General features: G+C 64.9%; 30 protein-coding genes. 18 read left to right on the top strand and 12 right to left on the bottom strand.

Going from position 1 to position 23869, the window contains the following annotated elements:
* Nucleotide 1 precedes the first annotated feature (1 nt).
* Together mnhG and HTY61_RS09535 are read left to right on the top strand one after the other, a co-directional pair.
* Nucleotides 2-343: a monovalent cation/H(+) antiporter subunit G gene (mnhG, locus tag HTY61_RS09540; RefSeq protein ID WP_175276565.1), complete on the top strand. Its 342-nt coding sequence runs from the start codon at nt 2-4 to the stop codon at nt 341-343.
* A 203-nt stretch (nt 344-546) separates the two neighbouring features.
* Nucleotides 547-966, top strand: a complete 420-nt coding sequence (locus tag HTY61_RS09535; protein ID WP_175276564.1) for a Ros/MucR family transcriptional regulator — start codon at nt 547-549, stop codon at nt 964-966.
* Here the strand turns inward: HTY61_RS09535 and HTY61_RS09530 are convergent.
* Complete coding sequence (locus HTY61_RS09530; RefSeq protein ID WP_175276563.1) at nt 963-1307, bottom strand: hypothetical protein; 345 nt, start codon at nt 1305-1307, stop codon at nt 963-965. The two genes, HTY61_RS09535 and HTY61_RS09530, sit on opposite strands and share 4 nt — an antisense overlap.
* A 197-nt stretch (nt 1308-1504) precedes the next feature.
* On the opposite strand from HTY61_RS09530, the gene HTY61_RS09525 reads away from it, so the two are divergent.
* Nucleotides 1505-1963: a helix-turn-helix domain-containing protein gene (locus tag HTY61_RS09525; RefSeq protein ID WP_246272985.1), complete on the top strand. Its 459-nt coding sequence runs from the start codon at nt 1505-1507 to the stop codon at nt 1961-1963.
* A gap of 58 nt (nt 1964-2021) precedes the next feature.
* Entirely contained in the window at nt 2022-2771 is a 750-nt protein-coding gene (locus HTY61_RS09520) for a DUF6456 domain-containing protein (RefSeq protein ID WP_175276562.1), read from the top strand.
* Here the strand turns inward: HTY61_RS09520 and HTY61_RS09515 are convergent.
* Both HTY61_RS09515 and HTY61_RS09510 read right to left on the bottom strand, forming a co-directional pair.
* The gene (locus HTY61_RS09515) at nt 2768-3193 is read right to left on the bottom strand and encodes a SufE family protein (protein ID WP_175276561.1); all 426 of its coding nucleotides are present in this window, start codon (nt 3191-3193) and stop codon (nt 2768-2770) included. The two genes, HTY61_RS09520 and HTY61_RS09515, sit on opposite strands and share 4 nt — an antisense overlap.
* A gap of 75 nt (nt 3194-3268) precedes the next feature.
* Nucleotides 3269-3607: a DUF5330 domain-containing protein gene (locus HTY61_RS09510; RefSeq protein ID WP_175276560.1), complete on the bottom strand. Its 339-nt coding sequence runs from the start codon at nt 3605-3607 to the stop codon at nt 3269-3271.
* Nucleotides 3608-3906: 299 nt separating this feature from the next.
* Here HTY61_RS09510 and HTY61_RS09505 point away from each other — a divergent pair, with 299 nt between their 5' ends.
* Genes HTY61_RS09505 through HTY61_RS09495 form a run of 3 tightly spaced genes read left to right on the top strand, consistent with a single transcriptional unit; the run spans nt 3907 to nt 6841 of the window.
* The gene (locus HTY61_RS09505) at nt 3907-5541 is read left to right on the top strand and encodes a sensor histidine kinase (RefSeq protein WP_175276559.1); all 1635 of its coding nucleotides are present in this window, start codon (nt 3907-3909) and stop codon (nt 5539-5541) included.
* 4 nt (nt 5542-5545) lie between these two features.
* The gene (locus HTY61_RS09500) at nt 5546-6442 is read left to right on the top strand and encodes a peptidoglycan-binding domain-containing protein (protein ID WP_175276558.1); all 897 of its coding nucleotides are present in this window, start codon (nt 5546-5548) and stop codon (nt 6440-6442) included.
* Between the two features lie 30 nt (nt 6443-6472).
* A complete protein-coding gene (locus HTY61_RS09495) occupies nt 6473-6841 on the top strand; it encodes a DUF1491 family protein (RefSeq protein ID WP_175276557.1) in 369 nt (122 codons plus the stop codon).
* Here HTY61_RS09495 and HTY61_RS09490 read toward each other — a convergent pair.
* From HTY61_RS09490 to HTY61_RS09470, 5 genes are all read right to left on the bottom strand, one after another.
* Nucleotides 6838-7773: a DUF2336 domain-containing protein gene (locus HTY61_RS09490; RefSeq protein WP_175276556.1), complete on the bottom strand. Its 936-nt coding sequence runs from the start codon at nt 7771-7773 to the stop codon at nt 6838-6840. The genes HTY61_RS09495 and HTY61_RS09490 overlap by 4 nt on opposite strands.
* A 314-nt stretch (nt 7774-8087) precedes the next feature.
* On the bottom strand, nt 8088-8642 hold the full coding sequence (locus HTY61_RS09485) for a DUF1254 domain-containing protein (RefSeq protein WP_175276555.1): 555 nt from the start codon (nt 8640-8642) through the stop codon (nt 8088-8090).
* Nucleotides 8635-9222 (bottom strand): DUF1214 domain-containing protein, encoded by a 588-nt coding sequence (locus tag HTY61_RS09480; protein ID WP_175276554.1) that lies wholly within the window; start codon nt 9220-9222, stop codon nt 8635-8637. The genes HTY61_RS09485 and HTY61_RS09480 overlap by 8 nt, the downstream gene beginning before the upstream one ends.
* A 56-nt stretch (nt 9223-9278) precedes the next feature.
* Nucleotides 9279-11450, bottom strand: a complete 2172-nt coding sequence (locus HTY61_RS09475) for a transglycosylase domain-containing protein (protein WP_175276553.1) — start codon at nt 11448-11450, stop codon at nt 9279-9281.
* 128 nt (nt 11451-11578) lie between these two features.
* A complete protein-coding gene (locus tag HTY61_RS09470; RefSeq protein ID WP_175276552.1) occupies nt 11579-11959 on the bottom strand; it encodes a DUF983 domain-containing protein in 381 nt (126 codons plus the stop codon).
* 145 nt (nt 11960-12104) lie between these two features.
* Between HTY61_RS09470 and HTY61_RS09465 the strand changes: the two genes are divergently transcribed.
* Complete coding sequence (locus tag HTY61_RS09465) at nt 12105-12392, top strand: DUF2218 domain-containing protein (RefSeq protein ID WP_175276551.1); 288 nt, start codon at nt 12105-12107, stop codon at nt 12390-12392.
* Between the two features lie 19 nt (nt 12393-12411).
* On the opposite strand, the gene HTY61_RS09460 is transcribed toward HTY61_RS09465, so the two are convergent.
* A complete protein-coding gene (locus HTY61_RS09460; protein WP_175276550.1) occupies nt 12412-13374 on the bottom strand; it encodes a DMT family transporter in 963 nt (320 codons plus the stop codon).
* Between the two features lie 240 nt (nt 13375-13614).
* Between HTY61_RS09460 and HTY61_RS09455 the strand changes: the two genes are divergently transcribed.
* From HTY61_RS09455 to HTY61_RS09435, 5 genes are read left to right on the top strand one after another with little or no spacing between them, the layout of a single operon-like run.
* Nucleotides 13615-14709: an ABC transporter substrate-binding protein gene (locus tag HTY61_RS09455; protein WP_175276549.1), complete on the top strand. Its 1095-nt coding sequence runs from the start codon at nt 13615-13617 to the stop codon at nt 14707-14709.
* Nucleotides 14710-14715: 6 nt separating this feature from the next.
* Nucleotides 14716-15774: a FecCD family ABC transporter permease gene (locus tag HTY61_RS09450; RefSeq protein WP_175276548.1), complete on the top strand. Its 1059-nt coding sequence runs from the start codon at nt 14716-14718 to the stop codon at nt 15772-15774.
* Nucleotides 15771-16535: an ABC transporter ATP-binding protein gene (locus HTY61_RS09445; RefSeq protein WP_175276547.1), complete on the top strand. Its 765-nt coding sequence runs from the start codon at nt 15771-15773 to the stop codon at nt 16533-16535. Before HTY61_RS09450 ends, HTY61_RS09445 begins: the two co-directional genes overlap by 4 nt.
* A complete protein-coding gene (locus HTY61_RS09440) occupies nt 16532-17158 on the top strand; it encodes a hypothetical protein (protein WP_175276546.1) in 627 nt (208 codons plus the stop codon). The genes HTY61_RS09445 and HTY61_RS09440 overlap by 4 nt, the downstream gene beginning before the upstream one ends.
* Nucleotides 17155-17778: a hypothetical protein gene (locus HTY61_RS09435; RefSeq protein ID WP_175276545.1), complete on the top strand. Its 624-nt coding sequence runs from the start codon at nt 17155-17157 to the stop codon at nt 17776-17778. Before HTY61_RS09440 ends, HTY61_RS09435 begins: the two co-directional genes overlap by 4 nt.
* On the opposite strand, the gene HTY61_RS09430 is transcribed toward HTY61_RS09435, so the two are convergent.
* Nucleotides 17775-18344 carry a cell wall hydrolase gene (locus HTY61_RS09430; protein ID WP_246272984.1) on the bottom strand — a complete coding sequence of 190 codons (570 nt, stop codon included), beginning with the start codon at nt 18342-18344 and terminating at the stop codon, nt 17775-17777. The genes HTY61_RS09435 and HTY61_RS09430 overlap by 4 nt on opposite strands.
* A 308-nt stretch (nt 18345-18652) precedes the next feature.
* On the opposite strand from HTY61_RS09430, the gene nirK reads away from it, so the two are divergent.
* The 4 genes from nirK (at nt 18653) to HTY61_RS09410 (ending at nt 22281) form a co-directional block, all read left to right on the top strand.
* Nucleotides 18653-19768, top strand: a complete 1116-nt coding sequence (gene nirK, locus HTY61_RS09425) for a copper-containing nitrite reductase (protein WP_175276543.1) — start codon at nt 18653-18655, stop codon at nt 19766-19768.
* Nucleotides 19769-19831: 63 nt separating this feature from the next.
* Nucleotides 19832-20710: a formylglycine-generating enzyme family protein gene (locus HTY61_RS09420; protein ID WP_175276542.1), complete on the top strand. Its 879-nt coding sequence runs from the start codon at nt 19832-19834 to the stop codon at nt 20708-20710.
* A gap of 9 nt (nt 20711-20719) precedes the next feature.
* Nucleotides 20720-21064: a hypothetical protein gene (locus tag HTY61_RS09415; protein WP_175276541.1), complete on the top strand. Its 345-nt coding sequence runs from the start codon at nt 20720-20722 to the stop codon at nt 21062-21064.
* Nucleotides 21061-22281 carry an NnrS family protein gene (locus tag HTY61_RS09410; RefSeq protein WP_197945385.1) on the top strand — a complete coding sequence of 407 codons (1221 nt, stop codon included), beginning with the start codon at nt 21061-21063 and terminating at the stop codon, nt 22279-22281. Before HTY61_RS09415 ends, HTY61_RS09410 begins: the two co-directional genes overlap by 4 nt.
* Before the next feature lie 72 nt (nt 22282-22353).
* On the opposite strand, the gene HTY61_RS09405 is transcribed toward HTY61_RS09410, so the two are convergent.
* Nucleotides 22354-22797, bottom strand: a complete 444-nt coding sequence (locus tag HTY61_RS09405; RefSeq protein ID WP_175276540.1) for a pseudoazurin — start codon at nt 22795-22797, stop codon at nt 22354-22356.
* A gap of 143 nt (nt 22798-22940) precedes the next feature.
* Here HTY61_RS09405 and HTY61_RS09400 point away from each other — a divergent pair, with 143 nt between their 5' ends.
* A complete protein-coding gene (locus HTY61_RS09400) occupies nt 22941-23642 on the top strand; it encodes a Crp/Fnr family transcriptional regulator (RefSeq protein ID WP_175276539.1) in 702 nt (233 codons plus the stop codon).
* Nucleotides 23643-23647: 5 nt separating this feature from the next.
* Here HTY61_RS09400 and HTY61_RS09395 read toward each other — a convergent pair whose 3' ends face one another.
* On the bottom strand, nt 23648-23857 hold the full coding sequence (locus tag HTY61_RS09395) for a DUF1858 domain-containing protein (RefSeq protein WP_175276538.1): 210 nt from the start codon (nt 23855-23857) through the stop codon (nt 23648-23650).
* Between the last annotated feature and the right edge of the window lie 12 nt (nt 23858-23869).

Raw genomic sequence — 23869 nt, 5'->3', positions numbered from 1 at the left:
TATGGATACTGTTATCGATATCTTTGCAGGATTACTAATACTTGCCGGCGCGTTTTTCGCTTTCGTTGCGGCAGTAGGTTTATGGCGTTTTCCCGACATATACTCTCGAATGCATGCTGCATCGAAGGCGGGAACACTTGGTTCCGGGCTGGTTTTGCTTGCACTCGCCGTGCATGCGGGCGACACGGCAACGGTCACAAGAGCGCTTGCCGGTATTGTGTTTTTTCTTCTGACCGCCCCCATATCGGCGCATTTGCTTGCTAGAGCTGCATACGTTGTTGGATACGGGCTTGTAGAATCTTCTGTACTCGACGAGATGGACGAATCAAAAAATAAGGTCTGAGCTTGATATCGTGCATCCTATACGTTTGTTGACGTTTCGGAAGCTAGGAATCGCAACCGTCGGTTGATGAATAGACGCGAATTATAACTATTGCATTCCAACTTGTTGTGGTACATGTCACGTTCGCTCTGGAACAAGCATCCGGATGGTGGTTCGGCGGATACCCCGCCGCTTGCGCAAGAAGAAACAAGGATCAATAAAACATGACAGAGAATGTGGGGCAAAACGATCTACTGGCAGAGCTGACGGCTGATGTTGTATCCGCCTATGTCAGCAACAACCCCGTCCCTGCCGGAGATCTTCCGGGCTTGATTTCCGAAGTGCATACGGCGCTTGGGAAAACGCTTGGCGCAGTCGTGGAAGAAGTGCAGGAAAAGCCGCGTCCGGCGGTCAATCCGAAGCGTTCGGTCACCGATGACTATATTATCTGTCTTGAAGATGGCCAGAAGTTCAAGTCGCTCAAACGCCATCTGATGAGCCACTACAACATGACGCCCGAGCAGTACCGCGAGAAGTGGGGCCTGCCGGCCGATTACCCGATGGTTGCCCCTTCCTATGCCGCTCAGCGTTCGAAGCTGGCGCGCGAGATGGGCCTCGGCAGGAAGCGCGGTTCCAAGCGCTAGGCCCGCGTGGAGTTTCCACATTGAAGCCGCGGCATCGTCCGCGGCTTTTTTCTGCGCTGCAAGCGGCCGCGTCTGGCGATTTCGGCGCGGATGCGATCCCGAGCGAATTTCAAAGCGAGCAGGCGGTTGAAATCCGCGGACCAGTGCTCCGACCCGCCCCTGGCGCGTTCGCGCCTGATGGCCAGGGTGGCGGCGTCGCGCGCGACCAGTAGCGCGTCCAGTGGCTGGGCTTTCAGGCGTTCCCTGCCGGAATGTGCCAGGGCGAGGAGAGACAGCGGCCGGCGCGCCATTTCGTGGATGCGTTTCAGGCGCCGGATATCGTTGGCATTCCTGGTGTCCATGTCGAAGGCTCCCGTTGAATCGCGGCTTCAACGGTAGGCGCGGGGATTCCGCGTTGGATAAACTTGCGGCCGCGATCGGCGCACAGGTCCGGAATTCTGCGCAATCCCGGCGTTTCGGGCGACCGACTCCCGAAAACTTATTCAACCGGCGCTTCGTCTGATGTAGGAATAATATCCTAGATTGGAGACAGCGCCCGATGCAACAAGACAGCTCTGCCGAAACCTGTTTCGAATTCGCGCCCGGACTGCCTTACCCGGCCCCGGTGCGCGGCAATGATCCGGCGGGCCATCCGCCGCCGCTTGCCCGTGGCCGCTACGAGGGCGAAGCCGCGATGGCGGCCTGCGACGGAATCATCGACTTCCTGGCCGCATTCTTCAATGTCAGCGGACGCGAACTGCGTTCCCCCAGCCGCACGCAGCTTCCGGTCGCGCGGGTCCGCCAGCTGGGCATGTACATCGCCCATGTCACGCTGGGCATCAAGATGTCGGAGGTCGGCGAGGGGTTCGGCCGCGACAAGAGCACGGTTGTGCATGCATGCCACACGATAGAGGACCTGCGGGAAGACGAGGAGTTCGACATGGTCGTGGCGCATGTCGAGCGGCTGGTCGCCGTCGCCTTCTCGCTGGACGTCGCGCCAGGGCGGCGGGATGAATAGGGCGGGTTGCAGGCCGCGTGCGCTGCGCTGCCTGCGCCGGTTGTCGCGCGGTGCCGCGATGCTGCATGAGACACGGGACCCCGGGACGCTGCTGACGGAGTTTCCGGACGGGCGGAGGCTGCGCCTTGCGCGCGGTGACCTCGAGCAGATGCGCGCTGACGGCCTTGTCGCGATCCGCGAACGCGACGGCGTCCTGACGATCGCCCTGAGTGCGGAGGGCCGCGCCGTACTGCAACGCGATTCCGGTGGGGACATGGCCGGTCAGCACCGTCTGCTTAGGCAGGTGAAGCCGGAACCCGGCGGCGAGAGCGGAGCCGTCACTGTCAACGATGCGGAATCTCCGCTGGCGAGCCTTGCGCGGCTGCGGCGGCCGGACGGGTCCCCATGGCTCGGGCGCGCGGAAATCTCGGCCGGCGAACGGCTGCGGACGGATTTCGAGCGGGCCATGCTGCAACCCCGTGTCACCGCCGCATGGGATCCGTCGCACGTCGCGTCCGCCCGGAAGGGCGCGGGCCACGACCGGCAGCCTCTGCCGGACACGGCGCTTGCCGCGCGCAGGCGGGTCAATGCGGCCATCGATGCGGTGGGGCCGGAACTGGCCGGTGTCCTGCTCGACGTCTGCTGCTTCCTGAAGGGCCTTGAGCAGGTGGAGCGCGAACGGGGTTGGCCGCGCCGGTCTGCCAAGCTGATGCTCAGGACCGCGCTGGCGTTGCTCGACCGCCACTACCATCCGGCGCCGGTGCGGCGTTCAGCGGGTATCCGTCATTGGGGGGCGGAGGGGTATCGGCCCCCACTGCGTGCCAGCTAGGCGGCTTCTGCCGCCGCGCGCGCGTCGGTTTTCATCCGCGCGATCATGGCGCGCAGCCCGTTCGACCGCTGCGGGGTCAGGTTCTCCTCGAGCCCCAGCGACTTCAACAGTTCTTCGGCGTCGAATGTCTCGATTTCGGATGCCCTGCGGCCCGACAGGGCGGCGATCATGATGGCCACGAGGCCGCGCACGATATGGGCGTCCGAATCGCCCCTGAAGGTGACGACGGGATCCGCGTCGTCGCTGGCCTCGGTCACCAGCCAGACCTGGCTGACGCACCCATTGACCTTGTTCGCGGTTGTTTTCTCGCTGTCGGGGAGCGGAGGCAGGTCGCGGCCGAGCTCGATGACATAGCGGTACTTGTCCTCCCAGTCGTCAAGGAAGGCGAAGTCGTCGATGATTGTCTCGATTGGCGCTGTCATTTCGCTGGCCCGGCATCCTGTTCCGATCGGTACTTAGACATAGCCGCCTGGTCGGGCAAGCCGGTTGTGGCCGGATTATTCGGATGCGGTCTCGCGCTCGCCCTCCGGCTCGTCCTTCATGGAGGGATGGCCGTGCCGGAACAGGGCATATGCGGTGACAAGTCCCTCGCGCATCCTGGCGCCGGCGAGTGAGAAAAGCGTCGAACCGGTTTCGCATATGTCGGGTCGACGTATGCAAATCTCGCGGATGTCCGACAGGGTCTGTCCGGCTGCGGTCGCGATTTCCGATATCCGCGGCAGTCCGGAATCCGACTGATGATCCGCGTCGGAATCCCGGTATTGCCCGGGCACAAGGCTCGGCAGAACCATGAGCGCGACGCAACCAAGTACCATCAGTTTGAAAACAAGACGCATGACTGCCCGTCGAATTCGCATGTACATCGACAATCCGGCCCGGGCGCACCGGGAGCCGAAGTTCGGTATTTTCAGCCAAATGTTCTAAAAGTTTACATACGCTGAAAAAAATATGCCGTTTCAATCGGTTGACTTGTGAACCATGCATTAACCATGGCGATAAATGATCGCCTGCAGGCGCAAAAGATGGCCATATCGGGTCCTTCGTGTCGTCGCATTTATCCATTCATTAAAAGGTGAACTGCAATTCTGAGACACGGCGAATCTGGCCATCATGCATGTGTTGTGAGTTGCGATCCTTGGCGTATCTGCGTTCCATATCCGGTTACTACGAGAAGGTGCTTTGCGAAATGGCGCGCCGCACGATGGCGCAAGGCCAGAAGAATGCATCTGAATTGGACCGACTGAAGCCGATTCTGGCGGAGCGGTTGATATCGCTTGGCGCAGGTGCCGTGTTTCTTGTTGCGCCGTCCAGTATAGCCCTTGGCGGAACCGGCGCACCCGGCGCCTATGGCGCGGCGGCCGCAATCGCTTTCGCCTTCGTGGCAATCCCCATCCTCGCGCTGGGCTGGCTTTCGGTCTCGAGTGCACCCTGGATGGTTGCGATGGTCGCGATCTCGTTCTGGAGCGTTCTTGCCGGGACGCTTGCGTCGGGTTCACCGCTCGTGGCGCTGGCCAGCGGCCTCGTTCTTCTGAAGGTGGCGAGCGATGCCGGCGCAGCGAACAAGATCCGGGAACTGGTTTCGGCTGCCGGCAAGGGCGCGGAGGACGGCGTCGGACATGAAGGTGCTCACGGCGAGGTCAGCACGTTCGAACTTTCTGCCAACGGCACGATCATTCGCGCCGACGGTTTCCGGGAAGCGGTGTTTCGCCCTCATCGCCTGTTCATAGATCATGTGCATCTTGCCGATCGTGTCGCGTTTCTTGGTGCCTTTGCCGACGTCGCGAAGCTGCGCAGCGAAACTGCCGAAGTGAATGTCCGGCTCAACGTGGCGGCCCACGGCCAGACGCAGTCCTTCGCTCCGGCGCACATTACCATCACGCGCTCGGGTGGCGGTGTGGCCGTGACCGCGCGCGAGACCGTCGTGGAGGCTGATGCGCCGGATGCGTCGCCGGAAACTGCGGCCCAGAAGCGTTTCTTGGCAACGGTCAGCCATGAATTGCGCACCCCTCTCAATTCTATCATCGGTTTCTCCGACATCCTGAAACGGGACATATTCGGGGCACTTGCCAATGAACGGCAGCGTGAATATGTCGATCTCATCCACAGTTCCGGAAAACATCTCCTCTCTGTGGTCAACACGATCCTTGACGTTTCCAAGATCGAGGCCGGCACCTATGCCATACATCGCGAACGGTTCGATCTGAACAGCATGGTGGAGGAGTGCGTTTCGATGCTTCGCCCCCAGGCGGATGCGAAGGGACTATCGCTTGTTGTCGAGACGGGCCCCGGAATCGAGTTTGCCGAAGGCGATTGCCGCGCGCTCAAACAGGTGGTCATAAACCTGCTGTCCAATGCGGTGAAATTCACGGAGCAGGGCGGCGAAGTCCGGCTGGCAACGGAACGTCGCGAGAACGGCTTTGCGATCCGCGTATCCGACACCGGGATCGGGATGACCTGTGACGAATTGGAGCAGATCGGCACCCCCTTCATGCAGGCCGACAATAGCTACACCCGCAAATGCGAGGGTACCGGGCTCGGCCTTGCGGTTGTCAAAGGGCTGGTCCAGTTGCATGACGGCACGCTTGACGTGGAAAGCGCTCCGGGCACCGGAACCCGTGTGACGGTGTTCATCCCGGAAACGGGAGCAGGGCACTCGGACAGGAACGACATGGCTTTGAAGTTGGAGGAGATAGCAAAGGCGCGATCCGGCGTCGGGCGCGAGAGCGACAATTCCGAGGTGCAGGTAAATGCGGTACGACTCGCTGGATGATGAAGTGACAGTGTATTCGGTTTTGCGCGGTGGCGTTTCGTGGATCGGCGAAAGAATCGCCGAGAACCCGGGTTCGGCGGGTGCGGTGACGGCATTCGCCGTCGCCATGGCATTCTTCTCGGCCAACGCTGTTTACTTCCAGGACGGGCGGCATCCCTCCGCGTTTTTCGCGACGCGTCCCGAGCATGTCGGCTCCATACGGAAGACAGAACCGGTAGCGCCGGTTTCCGCGGCGGAGCGGAACGAAGTGAACGTTACGAGATTTCTCCTCCGCGAACCCGATGCAGGAACCGCGCGGCGTCCGGAAATACCTCTTGCCGCGCCGCTTCCGGCCAGACGTCCTGCAGTCGTCTTGGTCGAGGACGCGGCAAAGCCCGTCGATCTCTCGCCCGAAGGCGATGCCACGCTGGCCGGCATCCAGGAGCTGCTCACGAAGCTCGGCTACTATGAAGGCGATGTGGACGGCTTGCGCGGTCCCAAAACGAATGCCGCCATTGAGGCCTACAAGAACAATGTCGGCTTGCGGGGAATTGAGCTGACCGATGCCGAACTGATGACCTCTATCCGCAACAACCTGGACGTGACGGCGGCCATTCCGGCGCCGCGGCCGAAGCCGGTGGCCCCAGTGCAGATCCGGAATGGTGGTGGAGAGTCGGAATCCGCGCTCGAGGGAGCGGCGACCGAGTTGCCGCCCGAGCGGCAGATTCCGTCCGAGGAAGTGGTCAAGGTGCAGGCGGGCCTGCGCGCCTTCGGGAATACCGACATCGTGGTCGACGGCGTTGCGGGCGAGCAGACCGAGGCCGCAATTCGCGAATTCCAGTCGCTTTTCCGGTTGCCGGTGACAGGCAGGATCGACGGGGTTCTGCTCGACAAGATGCGTGCGGTCGGGCTTATTCAGTAGCAGCCCTCACGCACCGTCAGAGAGATCGTCTTGGCCGCCAGGCTCACATCGGCATTCTTCATTTCCTCGATTATTCGCCGCATCAATGGTGCTGGCGGTTTCGCGGCGGTCTTGCGCCGAGGCTCGGACGAGGCTGGCGCGATATTTCTATGCGTACGCGAACCGGTTACCGGCAATGTGACGCTTTATGGCCAGGCACCGCAAAGCCTGCTGGCCGATGATGACAGGTCCTATGCCGGAGGGCGATTGTTCGAGGTCCTCGGAAAAGACCTGTCTCAGCAGGATCTTGAAGCGCGGCTGGACAAGGAGGCGCGTCTGGACCCGGACTTCTGGGCGGTTGAGCTGGAAATGTCCGGCCTTGAGCTCGACGAAATCGTCGATGTCGCAAAACCGTACTAGGCGACCTTCAGGAAGCTGTCGTCCACTTTCTCGGCCCTGGTCACGGCATCGCTCTCATTCGCGGCGAACGCTTCGCGGGCAAGCGCCAGGAGGTCGTCGCTGCGCCAGGACCAGACCTTTCGCACCGCCGTCTCGACGGTCGTTTCGCGGAATGCTTCCCCGAAGCGCGTGGCCACATCGGGATCTCCTGACAGTTCCGGGGCCAGCGCACTGAAAATGGCGAAAGCCTTCTCGAGCGGAACTTTCAGGAAGCGCAGCATGTAGATGATGTTGCGCGATGTCGGGTTGGCGCACAGTTCCGTTGCGCTAGTCAGGGTGACGCCGAGTGCATCTGCAATCGCTGTGCGAAACAGGACGGGATTGGGATCTTGTGCCAGCGATACCAGCTTGTCGATGTCGACGGCGACGACCGGATTCGCGTGGTCGACGAGATCCCCGTGCAAGGTGGCTGCGAACATGTCGAAGGAGTGTTGCCGCTCGGGCGGAAGCGCCTCGTCAAGGCGCCGACGCAGCTTGAGTGCCCGATCGACTGCCTCGCTTTCAAAAGAACGGAGGGCATTCAGGACCGGATCGGCCAGTTTCGGGCGCCGCGCTATCGCGCGGGCATGTCCCTCGCCGTGCTGGGAAAGAATGGCGAGCATTTCCGCGTCAGTGAGGTGCCGGCTGCGTGTAAGGATCGGGGAACAGACGGTCGCCGGAAAATCGCACAGTGCAAGCAGCAGCGCCTTCGGTGCGTGGTCGCAAGTCGCCAGGGACGCCGCGATCCGGCGCCGGCTTTCATCGCGAATCTGGTTCAAGAGCGGGAGCACGAGATCGACCAAACGCACCATGTCTTCCCGCATCGGCCTCTGGCGCCGACAGAAATCCCGGACCGCCGCCACCGCGATCTCGTCCCCGTCAATGGAATTCGCAGTCTCGATCGCTGCAGACATGACCACCCCCACGATAGGATTTCCCTGTAGGGACGGACGCTAGCGGCCAACCGTTTACAAGTTGTTAACCATGAAGTGTCAGGTCTTTCGTGTCGCGTTTTGCGAGCGAGGTAAAGGACATGGCGCAGGTTGTTGCGTTCCCGACATTCGCTTCGCGTACTTCCCGGCGCAGCAAGAATGTTTGCCGGGCAGATGGAGATGGCGGTTTCGGAAAGGTGATCGTTTTTGCCGGCGTGTGGCATGAGCGCGCGGAGACGCGCGAATTGCGCGACAAAACGAAGAAGAAAGCCGTGAAACCGAAGTCGTAGCGAGCGTCACAACGGATTGGCGCTGCATTCTATGTTGTCCGCGAATTCGCGTGCCACCGGCTCCCAGCTGCTGTCGGGACGGAACATCCTCAAGACAACGAAACCGCGGCTGCTCCTTGTTTGCGCGAATACGGCATCCGCATACGCCTCTCGAGGTGTTTGCTGGAGCGCCCGCAGCTGCAAGGGCAGGGCAACCGCGAGTTGGAGCGTGTCTGATACCACGATGCGGTTGTTGGCCGAAAAGATGACGCGACCGAAATCGTCGAACACGGCCACCGACCAGAAATCTCCAATGTTCGGAGCGTTGACGACAAAAACGCCGTCATCGAGATCGTAGCGGCAAGCGACGACGACAAACATCGGATCCAGCGACTGTGCGGCGGCCAGTTTGCTGCCGTTGGCGGCTCGGTCAAGGCGCACCGGGACATAGGGTTCCACTCCGTTTTCCAGCTGGCGCCATGCATCATTCGTCGAGAAGTGCGGGAGCATCAGCACGATTGCCAGGTGAACGAGTGCGGCACCGACCAGGGCGATCAGCGTTGCGTACAGCATTCTAGCCACGGGCGCACTCCACCTTGCGAACGGCAGGCATGTGCGGTTTGCTCAGGCCGGTATCGCTTGCCACCGCGGTGTCATAAAGCGTCAGGCGCAACGCGAACGGCCCGGAGGAGCCGGGGAATATCCAGTTTTCGGGTTGCGGAAGGCGGGCGATGCGGATCAGGAACGTGCCGTCCCTGCCGCGGACGATGCCGCCGGAATGGGTGCCGGTCGGGATGCCCGCAGCGTCTGGCACAAGGGGCAAGCCGTCCTGCATGACATGCAACGTCCAGCGCTTCGCGGCCGGTGTCTCGCCCGCCACCGCGTAGATGCATGTCGCGTCGAGGCGATTGCCGTCGTCGTCGGCATTGCGAATGAAGGAAAGTCCTTCCGCCGCGGCCAGCGGAAGGCCGCCGGTGCGCGAGAAATATGCCTGCGAGTAGGGGTCCGGATCGGAGCGGCCGACAGCAGGATTGGCAATCCAGCCGTCGATCTCCAGCGTGCTCAGCGCGGGAAGCTGGTTGGTTGCCCACACGGCGGATGCGACGCCGAGGCCGAGGGCCAGCGCGGATGCGTAGAGCAGCACGAACAGGTCACGAATCATTGGACTGTTGTGCAGGATGTCGCCAGGAAATCAACAGGCCGCTGCCGCAACGGTGGTCATCGGCTGCCGGTTCCGGCAACCGTAAGCCTGTCGACATTCAGCGGCTTGGCGCTTTCCAGCATTTCGCCGAGTTCACGCAGGAACTGCGCGGTCGCACGGGACAGGACGCGCGGGCGCTCCTGTCGATCGTCGCCGCCTTCGGCAACTGCGTCGCCCCCCGCCCCGTCTTCCGGCGTGATTTCCGGTTGCGGAACGCCGGGTATCGGCCGGAGTTCGATTCCGTTGTGGGCGTAGGTCATGATGCGTTGCCACGTCATCGCGGGCAGGTTGCCCCCGGTCAGCCGGTTCGTGGGCTCGTAGTTGTCGTTCCCGTACCAGACCGCGGCGGTGAAATTGCCGGTATACCCCACAAACCAGGCATCGCGGTAGGATTGCGTCGTGCCGGTCTTGCCTGCTGCCGTCGTCATGGTCAGGTCGGCGCGCCGGCCTGTTCCCCATTTGGGGACGTTGGCGAGCATCCGGTTCATCTCGATTGCGGTTTCTTCCGAGAGGACGCGCTCACCCTCGTATTCCGAATCGCCGCGGGAGAACAGGATCTCTCCACCCGCACCGATTATCTGCGTGAACGCGTGGCGGCGCTGCGCATAGCCGCCGCTCGCGAAGGTGAGGTAACCGGTCGCCTGGTCGAGAACGGTGATGCCGGATGTCCCGAGTACCATGGTGTGGTGCTTGATGATGGGCGATGTGATGCCCATCCGTTTCGTCAGTTCGACGATGGGCTCGGTCCCCTTGAGGTAGTCGCGGGCAAGAAGGACCGGAACGGTATTGATGGACTTCGCGAGTGCCGTGGCCAGCGTCACCGAGCCGGAATAGCCGCGCGAATAGTTTTTCGGCGACCAGCCTCGCCAGGTTATAGGACCATCGCGCACGACGGACTCGGGAGTGAGATCCGTCTGCTCGAGGGCTGCCGCATAGACATAGGGCTTGAACGAGGAACCGGCTTGGCGCTCCGCCACGGTGGCGCGGTTGAACTGGCTCTCGCCATAGTCGCGCCCACCGACCATCGCGCGCACGGCGCCATTGTTCTCGATCAGCACCACCGCGGATTCGGTGACGTTGTACTGTTCGCCATACTGGCGAAGGAAGAACAGCACCGCTTCCTCCGCTGCGCGCTGCAGGTCGAGATCGATTGTCGTGCGTACGGTCAGCGAGCGATTGGGTAGCCGATGTTCGAGCACGAACTTCTTTACTTCCTCGAAGGCCCAGTCGAGAAAATAGTCCGGGCTGTCGGCGTAGTCGCGTAGTACGACATCGGCCGGATTGCGGCGTGCTCCGGTGACCTGTCCCTCGGTCATGAAATTGCCCTGGACCATGTTGGTCAGGACCTCGTTCGCGCGGGCGCGCGCGGCGGGCAGGTTGATATGCGGGGCATATTTCGCCGGTGCCTTGAAAAGGCCGGCCAGCATCGCGCTTTCCGCCAAGGTGACGTTGCGCACGTCCTTGTCGAAATAGAATTCGGCCGCGGCCGCCACGCCGAACGTCCCGCCGCCCATGTACGCGCGGTCGAGATAGAGCTTGAGGATCTCCTCCTTCGTCAGATTGGCCTCCAGCCAAAGCGACAGGAAGGCTTCCTTGATTTTCCGGTCCAGGGTTCGTTCGTTTGAGAGGAACAGGTTTTTCGCCAATTGCTGCGTAATCGTGGATCCGCCCTGTACGACTGAGCCAGCGCGCGCATTCTCGGTCATTGCGCGGGCGAGGCCCACGAAATCGAGGCCGTAATGCTCGAAGAAGCGGCGGTCCTCGGTCGCCAGCACGGCCTTGACCAGGTGGTCGGGCAGTTCCTCGACCGGCACGGCGTCGGTGTGCAGGATGCCGCGCTTGCCGATCTCGTTGCCGTAGCGGTCGAGGAAGGTGACGGCGAACTCGTCCTGCTCGCGCCAGTTGCCGGCGATTTCCTCGGACGCCGGCAGCGCCAGGGCGAGCATGAGAACCATGCCGGCCGCGCCGAGCGTCATGCCTTCGCCGGCCGCCTCGAAGAACAGCCGTTTCAGCCCGCGCACGCGGAACCGCCGGAAGAAGATGACGATCTCCTCCCACATCTCGCCGGCCGCGTAGCGCGACTCGTAGAGATAGGAGTCGATCCACGCGTCGATCTCGAGCAGGAAGGACGACTTCTTCATGCGCGGCTTGCCGCCGTCGTCCTCGTCGATCTTGAACGGGTCTTCCATGATGGCCGTCGAATGTCCTGCCAGAATCCGAGTCCGACGGCCCGGACATGCCGGACCGGATTCGCACTCTGTTCAACGCCCCTGCCGAGACTCTTGCAGCAAAAGGGGCGCTTTCTCAAGCGCGGAACCTATTCCTGGTTATCGAGCTTGCCCTCTTGGGCCTTGTGGAAGTACTGGCTGGCCACCAGCCAGCCCTTGACCGGGCGCAACGGCAGGATGGCGAAGACGATGACGAGCGGCACCGCGATCAGCGCGGTCAGCCAGTAGGAAAGCCCGACGCCGAGCACCAGCCACAGCACGATTCCGAGCACGGGAACCGAGGCGGCCAGCATGACGAAGAATGCGGGGCCGTCGGCGGCGTCGGCGAATGTCAGGTCGAGGCCGCAGACGTCGCACCGATCCTTCAGCTTGAGGAAGCTCTTGAAGATCGATCCCTGGCCGCAACGCGGGCACTTGCCGGCGGGGCCGACAGTCATCGGCGGAAGGGGAGGATACTGGTCGTCTTTCATGCGGGTCTCCGGTGTCTCGCGCGTCCTTTAGCGCAAACGCACCCGCGAGGCGAGGGGCGGAAAGTCGCGCCCGCGCACTGCCGAAGGATTGAAATGCCCGCGCCCGCGATTAAATTGGACAAATTCACTCAAGAAAGGATGACCAATGCCGAAAGCCACCGCCCGCTACCGGACCGAGAACGGCCGCAAGTATCTTGTCCAGCTGTGCAAGCACTTCGCGCACAAGATCGAGGTGGACTACACCGAGGAGAAGGGGCGGTGCGAGCTGCCGCCCGGACCGGCGGAGATGTTCGCCGACGACGAGGGCATCACCTTCGTCGTGAGCGCCGAGGACGAGGAGAGGCTCGACAAGGTCAAGGACGTCATCACCAGCCATCTCGCCCGCTTCGCCTTCCGCGAGAAACTCGAGAAGCTCGACTGGACCGCGGCCTGACCGGTCCGGGCGCGGCGGGTCACGCCCTGCCGCGCCGCCACCAGCCCCGTGGCCGAGGCGAGGGGCCGGCATCGAAGCGCGGGTTGGAGGACTTCAGCACAGGGCTTTGCTCCGACACGTCCGGCCGGCTCTCGCGCCAGACGATGAAGATGCCCGAGCCGATGATGATCGCGGCGCCGATGGCGACCATTGTGTCGGGCCGTTCGGCGAAGAAGATCGCGCCGTAGACCGTCGCCCAGAGGATCTGGCTGTACTGGGTCGGTGCCACAACAGCGGCCGGCGCGAAGCGGTAGGCCGTGATGTTGCAGAGTTGCGCGATGACGGACAGCAGGCCAACCGTGGCCATCAGGCCGAGCGCGGGCAGCTCCACCGGCTTGTAGACGAAGGGCAGGGTCCCGCTCATCAGGATGATCGAGAACAGCATCGGGTAGACGATGAGGACGGCCGAGCGCTCCTCCTTGCCGATCTTGCGCACGATGATGGTGGCGAGCGACGAGGCCATCGCCGAGACCAGCGCCGCGAGGTGCCCGGGCGAGAAGACCGTGATTCCCGGCCGCAGCACGATTATCACGCCAACGAGGCCAACCACCACGGCGGCCCAGCGCCGCGCGCGGACAGTCTCTCCGAGCAGCGGCACGGACAGCGCGGTGATCAGCAGCGGGGTGGCGAACAGCAGCGCGTAGACCTCTGCCAATGGCAGTTGCACGAAGGCGTAGAAGGCCGCGCTCATCGCCGTGATCGACAGCAGCGCGCGGGCCAGGACCAGCCACGGGTGGCGCGGCCGGAAATTGGCCGGTGTCTGGTCGGTCAGCATCATCACCGCCATCGGGATGAAGGCGAACAGCATCGCGAAAAAGATGATCTGGAAGACGGAATAGGTCTGGCCCAGCGCCTTGATGATGGCGTCATGGGTGGCGAACAGGCCGAAGGCGATGAACGCGAAACCGAGGCCGCTCAGGGGCGAATTGCTGCCGGACTGCATGAAACTGCTCCCTGTCGAACGCGAATCCTGCCGTTTTCCGTTCCACCTATAGGCGAAAGCGCGCCGCCGGTCATCACGCAAGCGCGATTCCGGCACGGGGCGCCGCGTGGGTGAGGAGAGTCTTTCAACCGATTGAAATCGCGCCGAAAATTAATAGGACAAATAATGTCATGTTTGAACTTGACAATTGTTGTCATATTAAATTTTCTTGCGGCCATCGAAACAGCAGGAGACCGACCGATGGTCCAATTTCCGGTACGTGCGGCCCTTTGCGCCGCCGGCATCTTCCTTGTCTCTGGCATTCCCTCCGGCGCCGAGCCGGTGACGGCAACCGACCTGAACGGGCGTGCCGTCTCGCTGGACAAGCCCGCCGAACGCATCGTGATGATCCCGATCCCCTCGTCCTCGACGGTGATCGCGCTGGACGGCGGCACCGACCGGCTCGTCGGCATGCATCCGCTGGCCAAGTCGGCGATCGAGGAAGCCATCCTCGGCGAATTCTTCCCGGCGGCGAAGGACATTTCCTCCGACATTCTCGCTTCCGGCGGCAGTTCCGGTTTCGCGCCGAACGTGGAGGCGATCGCCGCCCTCGATCCGGACCTCGTGGTCCAGTGGGGGCACCAGGGCGAGGACATTGTCGCCCCGCTGACCAATGCCGGCCTGAACACGGCGCTGATACAGTACGGCACCGAGGAGAAGGCGCGGGACATCATCCGGCTTCTCGGCACGCTGATCGGCAAGCCGGACAAGGTGGACGAGATCATCGCCTGGCGCGACGGAACGGCGGCGAGGATCGAGGCAGGGCTGGAAGGTCTGGCCGACGAGGACAGGCCGAGCGTTCTCTACCTGCTGCGCGCGCAATCGGAACTGCGCGTATCGGGAACCGGCAGCTACAACGACTACTACATCAATCTCGCCGGCGGGCGGAACGCCGCCGCGGAGATCGACGGTCTCAAGCCGGTCAACGCGGAGCAGATCGCCGCGTGGAATCCGGACGTGATCCTGCTCAACGGCTTCGAGTCCGAGCTCGACGTGTCGCGCATCTATGACGATCCGGTGCTCGGCGCCACGAATGCCGCGATCAACAAGCGCGTCTACAAGATGCCGATCGGCGGCTACCGCTGGGATCCGCCGAGCCAGGAATCGCCGCTGACATGGCAATGGCTGGCGACGTTGCTGCATCCCGACCGCTTCGATTTCGACATTCGGGGCGAGATCGCGACGTGGTACGACCGGCTCTACGGGCGGACGCCGACCGCCGAGCAGACCGACGCGATCCTGCGCGTGTCGATGAATGGCGGCGGCGCCAATTACGACCGCTTCATCGCGGACTGACGCGACATGAGCGACACGGCCGTGGCAATGGGCGCGCAGGGGGCGCTCGCACAGGGCAGGGGCGGCTTGTGGCTCGCCGCCTTCTCCATTCTCCTCGTCACCGCGATGCTGGCGAGTCTGGGCCTCGGGCGCCTGTCGATCCCGCTGCCCGTGGTCGCCGGCATTCTCGGCCATACGGTCCTGCCGGTGCCGGAGACGTGGTCGGTGCTCGAGGAGCGGGTCGTGCTGCTGGTGCGTGCGCCGCGCGTGCTGATCGCCGCGCTGTCGGGCGCCGGCCTTGCCATGTGCGGCGCGGCGCTGCAGGGGATTTTCCGCAATCCGCTGGTCTCGCCGCAAATCCTCGGCATCTCCTCCGGCGCTGCCTTCGGCGGCGCGCTGGCCATCCTGCTCGGATTCACGGGTGCCGTCCTGATCGGCTCGGCCTTCGTCTTCGGCATCGCCGCGCTCGTCGTCGTCGGGCTGATCGCCCGGATCGACGGGCGCACCGAGACCGCGACAATCGTGCTGGCGGGCATCATCGTCGGCGCGCTGTTCTCGGCCCTCGTGTCGCTGCTGCAATTCGTCGCCGATCCCGATTCCTCGCTGCCGGCCATTGTCGGCTGGCTTATGGGGTCATTTGCCTCGGCGACCTGGGGCCGGCTGGCGCTTGCCGCGCCGCCGATCCTGATCGGCATCGTCGGCTTTTACCTGCTGCGATTCCGGGTCAACATCCTGTCGCTCGGCGACGACGAGGCCCGGTCCTTCGGCGTTTCGGTGGAACGGGACCGCTGGATATTCTTTGCGCTCGCCGCTCTGGCCACCGGCGCGACCGTCTCGGTTGCCGGCGTGATCGGCTGGGTCGGTCTTGTCGTTCCCCACGCGGCGCGGCTGCTCGTCGGCGAGGACAATCGCGTTCTCGTCCCGGCCTCTGCGCTGCTGGGCGGCGCATACCTTGTCGTCATAGACACAATCGCGCGCACTGCCACGGCGGCGGAAATCCCGCTCAGCGTGCTGACGGCGATCGTCGGTGCACCGGTATTTGCCGTCCTGCTGCGCCGGTCATGGAAAAGGGAGCGCGGTGCATGACCAGCCTCAGGGACGCGGGCGTGCGTTTCGGCGCCCGCTGGATATTCCGCAATCTCGATCTCTCTGTACCGGTCGGCCGCAGCCTCGCGATCCTCGGTCCGAACGGGCGGGGCAAGACGACGTTGCTGCGCTCGCTGCTCGGCTTCCAGCAATTGACCGAAGGGCGCCGGGAAGCCCCGGCCGTGATCGGCTACGTGCCGCAATATGCCGGTCACGAGGTGGGCTACAGCGTCCGCCAGGTGGTGGCGACCGGGCGCGTGGCACGGCGCGGGCTGTTCGCCCAGCCGACCGCCCGCGACATGGAGGCCGCCGACGAGGCGCTGGACCGCGTGGGCATGCGGGGTTTCGGCGACAACCGCTTCGACCGGCTGTCGGGCGGCGAAAGGCAGCTCGTGCTGCTTGCCCGCGCGATCGCGACCGGCGCATCGACCCTGGTGCTCGACGAGCCGGCCTCGGCGCTCGACCTGCGCAACCAGGACCGCTTCCTTTCCGTGATCGAGTCGCTGCGCGCGGACGGCGAGCACGCGATCCTGTTCACCACCCACCTGCCGCAGCATGCCGCCATGGCGGCCGACGACGCGCTGCTTATGTTCGGGCCCGACGACCGGATGCTGGGCCCGGTGGAGGAAACCGTCACCGAGGACGCCATCGCGCGGCTATACGGCATTCCGGTCCGCATCGTCGATTGCGACCTGCCCGGCGCAATGCGGCCGGCGCGCGGCGTCATTCCCCTGTTCGGACAAGCCGGGAGCCAGCCATGAACCAAGCCCATGTCGTTTTCGTCCTGTCCACGGATGCGCCCATGCCGGCGGTGTTTGACGGAGCGGAAGGCGCGGGACGTGTCCGGCCGATACGCCAGGACCGGCTTGCGCCGGACGTGATCCTGGCGGCATCGGGGCTGATCGTCACCACCAGCGTCGACCAGATCGACCTGCTGCGAAAGGGCGATGCCATCGAGGGCTTTCTCGACCGGGGCGGGCGGATGGTCATCAACGGGCACGTGCTGCGTCCCTATGTGCGCGACCTTCGGCCCTTCGTGCCGCTGGAGGCTCCGCACCGGCCGGATTTCGCGCTGACGCGCCTCGCCGACCATCCCGTGTTCGAGGGAATTCCGGCGCGGGCGCTGGAGACCAATCGCGGCGTTGCCGGGTTCTACGGCCGCGGCCACAATCCGCCGCCCGAGGGCGCCGTCGCGCTCACCGGCATCGGCCCCGACCGGCTGCCGGTCGACTGGACGTGGCGGCGTCCGGCCGGTGGTGCGCTCTTCGTCCATTCGGGCAACGATCTTTGGGGCGTCGGCGACGATCCGGCGATCAAGCGCAGGATCGCGGAGAGGCTTGTCGACTGGTGCCTGGCGGAAACGCGCGCGGAGGTGGAAGCATGAGCATGCTGGCGATCAATGGCGGGGCCGCCTACCAGATACAGGCGGTGGAAGGACGCTACCGGCATTTCTTCGACGCGGCGATCCGCCCCGAGGAAATCCCGTCGGTCAGGCTGGAGGCATTCGACACGGTCATCGTGCTCTGCCGCACGCCGGCCTGGCGGATGGAGCCGCATGCCGCGCGCCTGCGGGACTACCTCGACGGCGGCGGCACGGTTGTCGCCATGGGCGAGTGCCACAGCGAGCGCTGGCTGCCGGGCATTTCCTTCGAGCCGTGCGAGACGAATTTCTGGTGGTGGCTGAAGCCCGGTGGCGATCTCGGCACCAGGGTTGCGAAGCCGGAGCACCCGCTGTTTTCCCGCATCGGCGAGAACGACATCCGCTGGCACCTGCACGGATCGTTCGAGGCGCCCGAAGGGGCGGAGGTTCTCGCCACCAACCGGGAGGGACGCGCCATCCTCTATGTCGACGAGGTGACGACGGGCGGGCGCATGGTGGTGACCAGCCTCGACCCGTTCTTCCACCACGGCCACCATTTCATGCCGGCGACGACGCGCTTCCTCGACGGCTTCCTGCCCTGGCTGGTCGAGGACCTGGCGCGCGGACCCGCGCGCGCCGCCTAGCCGCGGTAGAAGATGTGGCGGCCGATCTTGGAGAGCCGCTTCATGCTGCTCGCCCAGTAGGGCCGCACGTAGTCGGCATGGTAGTGCGTCGCGGTCAGCACCGGGGCGGGCACGTCGCGATCGAACAGGATCTTCCCGGCGATCTCCTTCGCCCGCTGCCACGCCTTCCTCTCGCGCGGCACGTCGGGCTGCCCGTCGCAGGCAAACGAGAACTGGCAGGCGTTGCGGCGGTGCGCGTTCTGGAAGACCACGCCGCAGATCGTGTCCGGCCAGGTGTCGCTGGCCTTGCGGTTGAGGATCACCTGGGCGACGGCTTCCTGTCCCGGGACCGGCTCGCTGCGCGCCTCGAAATAGATGGCCGTGGCCAGGCATTCGATCTCGGCCTTCGGCACCTCGGCGGCGAGAGCGTCCGGCGCCGCCGCGAGATAGACCTCGTCATGCAGCGTGAAGCGGACCTGCAGGCCGTCATGGGGTGCGGCGACGGCCGAGGTGGCGACGGCGAAGGCGGAAAGGGCAGGCAGGGCGGGGCGCGCGAGGGCGCGGATGGCCGTGGCGAAGCGGTGCATTCGATATTCCTGTTGTCGTTTCCGGGGGCTGCCGCCGGAGGGGCGGAACCGAACGCGCGGAAGAACCGTTCGACTTGGCCGCAGCATGGCCGTTTGGCGGCGAAATCGTGATTTCGGCCCGATCCGGCTGCCGGTTCCGCCTTTCGCGGTCACGATTGGAAACCGCGGGTCACGGCGCGTTACCTGCGGAGGGGGCATCCATCCTGCGTTTTCCGGACCTGTCTCCTGTTTGCGCAAGCACAAAGAAGGCTCGCCGGCGTTCTTCCAGAATGACGTCATCCCCAACGAGGGTGACAAGGAGAACGAAGATGTTCACGAGAAGACAAGCCATGATGACAGCCGGTGCAGCCGCGGTCGTCGCCGCAATGCCCGTCGCGGCGGACGCCGCCCGGGCCGCCGCCGTCGGGACGGACATCGATTCCCTTCCGCGCCAGAAGGTGACGCTGGTCGCGCCGCCCTACGTGCATGCGCATGACCAGGTCGCGAAGGGTGGTCCGAAGGTCATGGAATTCACCATGACGATCGAGGAAAAGCCGCTCGTCATCGACGACGAGGGAACCACGCTTCAGGCCATGACCTTCAACGGTTCCGTTCCCGGCCCGCTGATGGTCGTCCACGAGGGAGACTATGTCGAGCTGACGCTGGTCAACCCGGAAACCAACTCGATGCCGCACAACATCGACTTCCACGCCGCGACCGGCGCGCTGGGCGGCGGAGCGCTGACGCTCATCAACCCCGGCGAACAGACCACGCTGCGCTTCAGGGCGACGCGGAGCGGCACCTTCGTCTATCACTGCGCACCGGAAGGCGCGATGATCCCCTGGCACGTCGTCTCGGGCATGAGCGGCGCGATCATGGTGCTGCCGCGCGACGGCCTGAGGAACGAGAAGGGCGAGCCGCTGCGCTATGACCGGATCTTCTACATCGGCGAGAACGACTTCTACATCCCGCGCGACGCGGACGGGAATTTCATCAGCTACGACTCGCCCGGCGAATCCTATGCCGACACGGTGGAGGTGATGCGCGGTCTCGTGCCGACCCACGTCGTGTTCAACGGTGCCAGGGGCGCGCTGACCGGCGACAACGCCATGAAGGCGAAGGTGGGCGAGACGGTGCTGATCGTCCATTCGCAGGCCAACCGCGACACGCGCCCGCACCTGATCGGCGGTCACGGGGACTATGTGTGGGAGGAGGGCAAGTTCGCCAACCCGCCCGCCAGGGATCTCGAGACCTGGTTCATCCGCGGCGGCTCGGCCGGGGCGGCGATCTACACCTTCCTGCAGCCGGGCATCTACGCCTATGTGAACCATAACCTGATCGAGGCCGTCGAGCTTGGTGCGACCGCGCATTTCCTGGTCGAGGGCGACTGGGACGACGACCTGATGAAGCAGGTCAAGGCGCCCGGTCCGATCCCCGCGCTCTGATCCTCCCGTCCACCTGTCGCGGCCCGGCATCGCGCCGGGCCGCGCCCCCGCGAGGAAGCCGAGATGTCATTCTGCCATGCATGGATCGAGGGAACGGCCGCCGTCGCCGTGGCGGCGTCCCTGGGTGCGACGGGTGCCGCCTGGTTCGACCGCGCGGCGCCCTTGCCGCCGGCGCCGGAGACGGTGGTCGTGGCTGCCGGCACGTTCGGGTTCGAGCCGACCGGCGAGTTCGTCCGTGGCGGTGCCGGGTACGACCCGGGCGAGCGCCGTGTCACGCTGCGCCGGCCGGTCGAGATCATGAAGCACCAGGTCGGCCTCGGCGAGTACCGCGCCTGTGTCGATGATGGCCGCTGCGAGCCGCCGGAGGCGCGAACGCAGGATCCCGATGCGCCGGTGACCGGCGTCAGCTTCCTCGACGCCGGAGCCTATGCGGACTGGCTGTCGGAACGCCGCGGCGAGACCTGGCGGCTGCCGACGGCAGAGGAATGGGCCCATGTCGCCGCCGAGCGTTTCGCCGGCGAGGTGTTCAGCCGCGGCGACGACCCGGACAACCCGGCGGTCGCTTGGCTGCGCCGCTACGAGGAGCAGGTACTGTTCGACCGCGAGGCGGACCCGATCGTGCATCCGCGTGGTCATTTCGGGCCGAATTCCAACGGCGTCCACGATATCGGCGGCAATGTCTGGGAGTGGACCTCGGCCTGCTATACCCGGACGGCGGACGACAGCGCCGGCGGCGCGAGCCGCTACGAGAATTGCGGCATCCGCGTCGCGGAGGGCGCGCACCGGGCCTACATGACGGCCTTCATTCGCGACGGCAGGAGCGGCGGCTGCGCCGTCGGCACCCCGCCGGACCATCTCGGTTTCCGCCTGGTCCGGGAGGACGACGCCTTTCCGTTCCTCGCCGCCCTCCGAAGCCGGATCGCGGCCGCCTTCGACCGCTGAGGGACCACCATGTTCAACCAGATGCGAGATGCAGACATGCATGCCGGACACGATGCAGGACCGGGCTTCTCCCACGGCGTGGCACTTGCCGCCGGCCGGGATGCCTCGGAACTCGAGCAAATCCGCCGCGCCAACGCACTGGCCGAGGCGCGCCGGATGCGCAACGCCATCGCGATGGTGATGGTTCTTCTGAAGGAAATCGACGACATCGAGACGGGGGAGCCCGATCTCTCGGCGTTTGCCGAGATTGCCGGCCTGTTCGGAGATGTTGCGGAATTCGCTGCGCGCGGGGCCGGCTTCGCCCGGATGCTGGCCGAACCCGGCGCGGCGGACGGGACGGGGAGGGCGCAATGAGCGGCATGACACGGACAGGCGACCGGTCCGCGCTCAGGCGCCAGCGGGCCGCGGGAAATCGCGACCGCGACGGGCGGGGGCGCGTGCGGGGCGGCCCGGCGATCCTGCAATACGGCTTCCGCCCGTTCTTCCTGCTCGCGGCGTTGCAGGCGGGTCTTGTGATCCCCGCATGGCTGGCGCTGTTCCACGCGGTCCCCATCGCGTGGCATTCCCACGAGATGATCTTCGGCTATCTCGGCGCCGTCATTGCCGGCTTCGTCCTGACGGCGGTGCCGAACTGGACCGGCCGGTTGCCGCTCAGCGGCTGGCCACTGGCCGGCCTTGTCGGCCTGTGGCTGGCCGGGCGCATCGCCTATGACACTGCCGGACCGTCGTGGACGGTGATGGTCATAGAGCTTGCCTTTCCCGTCGTTCTCGCCGGATCGGTGTGGCGCGAGGTGGTGGCGGGGCGGAACTGGCGCAACGCGCCCGTCGCCGCCATGCTGACGCTATTCGCGCTCGCGGACGCCTTGCATCTGCTGGAGAGTGTCCGGTTCGACCTCGGCGGGGCGGGCACGCGGCTCGGCCTTGCCACGGTCGCGATGCTCATCGCGCTGATCGGCGGGCGCATCGTGCCGAGCTTCACCCGCAACTGGTTGGTGAAACGGGGCGGGACGGCCCTTCCGGCGAGCTTCGGCCGCCTGGACAAGGCCGCGCTCGCGACGACCGGGGCAGCGCTGCTGTGCTGGGTCGCCTTGCCCGAGCGTTTCGTCACCGGGGTGCTGCTTGCCGTCGCCGGGTTGCTGCTCGCCCTTCGCCTCGCGCGGTGGCAGGGCCACCGGACCTTCGGCGAGCCCATAGTCGTCGTGCTTCATGCCGGCTATTTCTGGCTCGCCCTGTCGCTGGCGCTGCTGGGCGCGGCGTATCTCGCGCCGGGCGCCGTTCCCGAGAGCGCCGCGATCCATGCGCTGACGGCGGGTGCCATCGGCACGATGACGCTGGCGGTGATGACGCGGGCGAGCCTCGGCCATACCGGACGGGCGATCGAGGCGGACGGCTGGACCGTGGCGATCTACGGCCTCGTGACGCTCGGCACGCTGTTCCGCGTCCTGGCGCCGGTACTCGCGGCGCAATACATGGCGCTGCTGATGACCGGCGGCGCGCTGTGGGGTGGTGCATTCCTGGTCTTTGCCGGCCGCTACGGCCCGATCCTGCTGACCCGCCGCAAGACGGCGTGACGGGCGACCGCCGGCAGCAAAAAGGGCCGGGGCCATTGGGCTCCCGGCCTTTTTCGCTTCTTCGCGCTGTGCCTAGTTCGCGGTGGCAGCCTGCTCGAACAGCCCGGCGAACACCTTCCTTGCCTTGCCGGGATGCTTCACCGCGGCGGCCGCCTCGGCATTGGGTGCTTCGCCGGCCGCGATCAGGGCAACCATGCCCATCGCGTAGTGCGGCGTGCACTTGACGCCATAGACGCCGGGCTTCTCGATCGTGATGACGACTTCCTCGTTGAACTTGCCCTTGAAGGGCGTTGCGCCGTCGGGAAGCATGCCCTTGATGCTTTCGGCATTGTGGCCCTTGTCGGTCGGAACGAAGCGGACGGTGTCTCCGATCTCGGCCCGGACGAAGTCCGGCTCGAACACCATCACGCCCTTTTCGCCCTTGTTCAGCATCCTGATTTCGTGTTCCGCCGCGTTGGCGTTTCCGGCCAGGATCACAGCGGCGCCCAGCGTCAGCATTGCGATCACCCGTTTCATGCTTTCATCCTTTCGGTTATGTAGGTCACGGCTCTTGCCGTTGAGATGGGGATACTCCGGAAGGCGTCGGCGCTTTTTGTGCTGGCGCAAACAGGAAACGGGAAACGCGGACCCGGTGGTCACGCGAGGGGAACGACAGATCCATGCCGACGCTAGACAGGTCACTGGTTGCCGGACTGCCGCCGTTTCGCGGCCTGGCGGCGGAGGACATAGACTTCATCCTCGAAAGGGCGCGTTCCCGGCACGTACCCAAGAACTCGGCGGTCTTCGAGCAGGAGGAGAAGGCGGAATCGTTCTACCTGCTGCTGTCCGGCCACATCAGGGTGGTGCGCACCTCGCCCGACGGCCACCAGGTCGTCGCGCGCTATATCAACGAGGGCGAGCTGTTCGGCATCGCGGTCGCGATGGGGCGGACCACCTTTCCCGCCAGTGCCGTCGCCGCGGTGGATTGCGTGATCCTCGCCTGGCCGAACGGCGAGTGGCCGGAATTCCAATCCCGTTTCCCGTCCTTCGGCGCGGCCACCTACGGGACCATCGGCAACCGCCTGGAGGAGACCCAGGCCACGGTCATGGAGATGTCGACGGCACAGGTGGAGCAGCGCATCGCCAGCGCGCTTCTCCGGCTGGTCAAGCAGGCCGGACGCAAGACCGAGGACGGGATCGAGATCGACTTCCCGATCACCCGCCAGGAGATTGCCGAGATGACGGGGACGACGCTGCACACGGTCAGCCGCCTGCTCAGCGCATGGGAGGATGACGGCGTCGTGCGAGGCGGCCGCCAGAAGGTGACGGTGCGCGATCCGCACCGGTTGATGCTGATCGCGGAAAACCGCCACCGCAAGTAGGCGCCTCAGGCGCCGATTGCCGCGGCCAGTTCACGCACGAATGTTTCCTCGTCGACGCCATGCTCGTCGCAGGCTTCAGCGACGGTGTGGAAGGTGGCGATCGGGCAGCCGATGCAAAGCATCCCGTGCCGGATCAGCACCGCGATGGTCTGCGGCCACTGGCGCATGATGTCGTCCATGCTCGTGTCGGGATCGATCAACGGTCTGCCCTTCATGCTTCGCGTTCC

Origin of the sequence: Oricola thermophila (assembly GCF_013358405.1) — a bacterium.
Taxonomy (GTDB): domain Bacteria; phylum Pseudomonadota; class Alphaproteobacteria; order Rhizobiales; family Rhizobiaceae; genus Oricola; species Oricola thermophila.
This window is presented reverse-complemented; position numbering and strand designations above follow the sequence as displayed.

Bases quoted from the DNA above. Each gene is read 5' to 3' on its own strand.
- HTY61_RS09415 (WP_175276541.1), top strand. From the start codon at position 20,720: ATGTTCAACCAGATGCGAGATGCAGACATGCATGCCGGACACGATGCA.
- HTY61_RS09430 (WP_246272984.1), bottom strand. From the start codon at position 18,344: ATGCACCGCTTCGCCACGGCCATCCGCGCCCTCGCGCGCCCCGCCCTG.
- HTY61_RS09450 (WP_175276548.1), top strand. From the start codon at position 14,716: ATGAGCGACACGGCCGTGGCAATGGGCGCGCAGGGGGCGCTCGCACAG.
- HTY61_RS09535 (WP_175276564.1), top strand. From the start codon at position 547: ATGACAGAGAATGTGGGGCAAAACGATCTACTGGCAGAGCTGACGGCT.
- mnhG (WP_175276565.1), top strand. From the start codon at position 2: ATGGATACTGTTATCGATATCTTTGCAGGATTACTAATACTTGCCGGC.
- HTY61_RS09530 (WP_175276563.1), bottom strand. From the start codon at position 1,307: ATGGACACCAGGAATGCCAACGATATCCGGCGCCTGAAACGCATCCAC.
- HTY61_RS09410 (WP_197945385.1), top strand. From the start codon at position 21,061: ATGAGCGGCATGACACGGACAGGCGACCGGTCCGCGCTCAGGCGCCAG.
- HTY61_RS09475 (WP_175276553.1), bottom strand. From the start codon at position 11,450: ATGGAAGACCCGTTCAAGATCGACGAGGACGACGGCGGCAAGCCGCGC.
- HTY61_RS09510 (WP_175276560.1), bottom strand. From the start codon at position 3,607: ATGCGTCTTGTTTTCAAACTGATGGTACTTGGTTGCGTCGCGCTCATG.
- HTY61_RS09455 (WP_175276549.1), top strand. From the start codon at position 13,615: ATGGTCCAATTTCCGGTACGTGCGGCCCTTTGCGCCGCCGGCATCTTC.
- HTY61_RS09515 (WP_175276561.1), bottom strand. From the start codon at position 3,193: ATGACAGCGCCAATCGAGACAATCATCGACGACTTCGCCTTCCTTGAC.
- nirK (WP_175276543.1), top strand. From the start codon at position 18,653: ATGTTCACGAGAAGACAAGCCATGATGACAGCCGGTGCAGCCGCGGTC.
- HTY61_RS09445 (WP_175276547.1), top strand. From the start codon at position 15,771: ATGACCAGCCTCAGGGACGCGGGCGTGCGTTTCGGCGCCCGCTGGATA.
- HTY61_RS09490 (WP_175276556.1), bottom strand. From the start codon at position 7,773: ATGTCTGCAGCGATCGAGACTGCGAATTCCATTGACGGGGACGAGATC.
- HTY61_RS09405 (WP_175276540.1), bottom strand. From the start codon at position 22,797: ATGAAACGGGTGATCGCAATGCTGACGCTGGGCGCCGCTGTGATCCTG.
- HTY61_RS09470 (WP_175276552.1), bottom strand. From the start codon at position 11,959: ATGAAAGACGACCAGTATCCTCCCCTTCCGCCGATGACTGTCGGCCCC.
- HTY61_RS09480 (WP_175276554.1), bottom strand. From the start codon at position 9,222: ATGATTCGTGACCTGTTCGTGCTGCTCTACGCATCCGCGCTGGCCCTC.
- HTY61_RS09525 (WP_246272985.1), top strand. From the start codon at position 1,505: ATGCAACAAGACAGCTCTGCCGAAACCTGTTTCGAATTCGCGCCCGGA.
- HTY61_RS09460 (WP_175276550.1), bottom strand. From the start codon at position 13,374: ATGCAGTCCGGCAGCAATTCGCCCCTGAGCGGCCTCGGTTTCGCGTTC.
- HTY61_RS09420 (WP_175276542.1), top strand. From the start codon at position 19,832: ATGTCATTCTGCCATGCATGGATCGAGGGAACGGCCGCCGTCGCCGTG.
- HTY61_RS09465 (WP_175276551.1), top strand. From the start codon at position 12,105: ATGCCGAAAGCCACCGCCCGCTACCGGACCGAGAACGGCCGCAAGTAT.
- HTY61_RS09520 (WP_175276562.1), top strand. From the start codon at position 2,022: ATGCTGCATGAGACACGGGACCCCGGGACGCTGCTGACGGAGTTTCCG.
- HTY61_RS09435 (WP_175276545.1), top strand. From the start codon at position 17,155: ATGAGCATGCTGGCGATCAATGGCGGGGCCGCCTACCAGATACAGGCG.
- HTY61_RS09395 (WP_175276538.1), bottom strand. From the start codon at position 23,857: ATGAAGGGCAGACCGTTGATCGATCCCGACACGAGCATGGACGACATC.
- HTY61_RS09440 (WP_175276546.1), top strand. From the start codon at position 16,532: ATGAACCAAGCCCATGTCGTTTTCGTCCTGTCCACGGATGCGCCCATG.
- HTY61_RS09400 (WP_175276539.1), top strand. From the start codon at position 22,941: ATGCCGACGCTAGACAGGTCACTGGTTGCCGGACTGCCGCCGTTTCGC.